Source organism: Photorhabdus cinerea (genome assembly GCF_011189575.1).
Lineage (GTDB): Bacteria > Pseudomonadota > Gammaproteobacteria > Enterobacterales > Enterobacteriaceae > Photorhabdus > Photorhabdus cinerea.
Map to the genome: position 1 here is coordinate 1 of NZ_PUJW01000113.1, position 1,071 is coordinate 1,071.

The 1,071-nt window shown below is 56.7% G+C and carries 1 pseudogene; it reads right to left on the reverse strand.

The annotated features are described in order from the left end of the window. A pseudogene (tnpC, locus tag C5469_RS22830) lies at positions 1–1,007 on the reverse strand (IS66 family transposase); the annotation flags it as partial. Between the last annotated feature and the right edge of the window lie 64 nt (positions 1,008–1,071).

Below are 1,071 nucleotides of genomic sequence, written 5' to 3' on the forward strand. Positions count from 1 at the left end.
AAAAGTCAGCCCCTGTTCGGCGCGTCCGGCTTTTTTACCCGGCTGAACTTTCTGGGCCTCGGTAAATTTACGACGGGCATGCGCCATGCACCCGGCGTGTCTGACCGATTTCAGCGTATCGTAAGCCGCGTACCCATCGGTCAACAGGTAGCCCGCATAATCGCCCAAAAAGTCAGCCACACAGCGCCCGCTGCGGCTCGGCTGGTAATCGAAAATCACCGCTGGCTGGGCGGCAAATTCGCCGCTGCGATAGACCCACATATAGGATTTGCTCTGCGCCGGACGCTCCGCTTCGTGGAGTACCTGTACCGGCGTTTCATCCGCACAAATCAGGGGTTCATTGAGCAAGTGCGTCCGCATTTGTTCGACCAGTACATGTACTTTACGGCCGAGCTGTACACACCCGCTCGCCAGCGTACTGCGGCCTCGATACCAGAACGCGCTAAAATATCTGCCTGACAGTACAGCGGCAGTGCATCGACATATTTGGCGGTCACTATCGCCGCCTGGGTATCCGGGCTGGCAATCGTCCGGGGCAACAGACTGAGCGGCGCGGGTGCCGTGATAATTTTGCTGTGCGTCTGTGTCTTTTCACACTGCCGGCAGGCATATTTCGTGCGCTCGTGACGAATAACGCTGACTTTCTGCGGCACGATTTTCAGGGTTTCAGCGGTTTCGACTCCGCAGGCATGCAACGGTTCACCGCAACAGTCACAGTGCGGCGCATTCAGGGTATGGCGCTGAGCTTCCCGCGCCAGCCCGGCGGACAAAGGCTGGCGGCCTTTTTTGTGATGCGCGGGTGCGGGTTTAGGCAGGCTATCCTGCTGTTCAGCCTCATTGAAAGTGCCTTTATCGGCTTTTTCGCTCTGTTTGCCGAAACGTTTGGATTTACTGAGGCTGAGTTGTCCAAGCAACAGGGCGATCTGCCGCTCTTTGCCCTGAATATCGGCCTGAAGTTGGTAAACGAGCGCTTTCAGTGGGTCAATATCATCGGGCAGGTCAATCATCACTCAGGCTCTCAGGGGAAAAGCCTGAGTGTGACTGCGCAACGGGATCGTGCAAGTCCAAAAA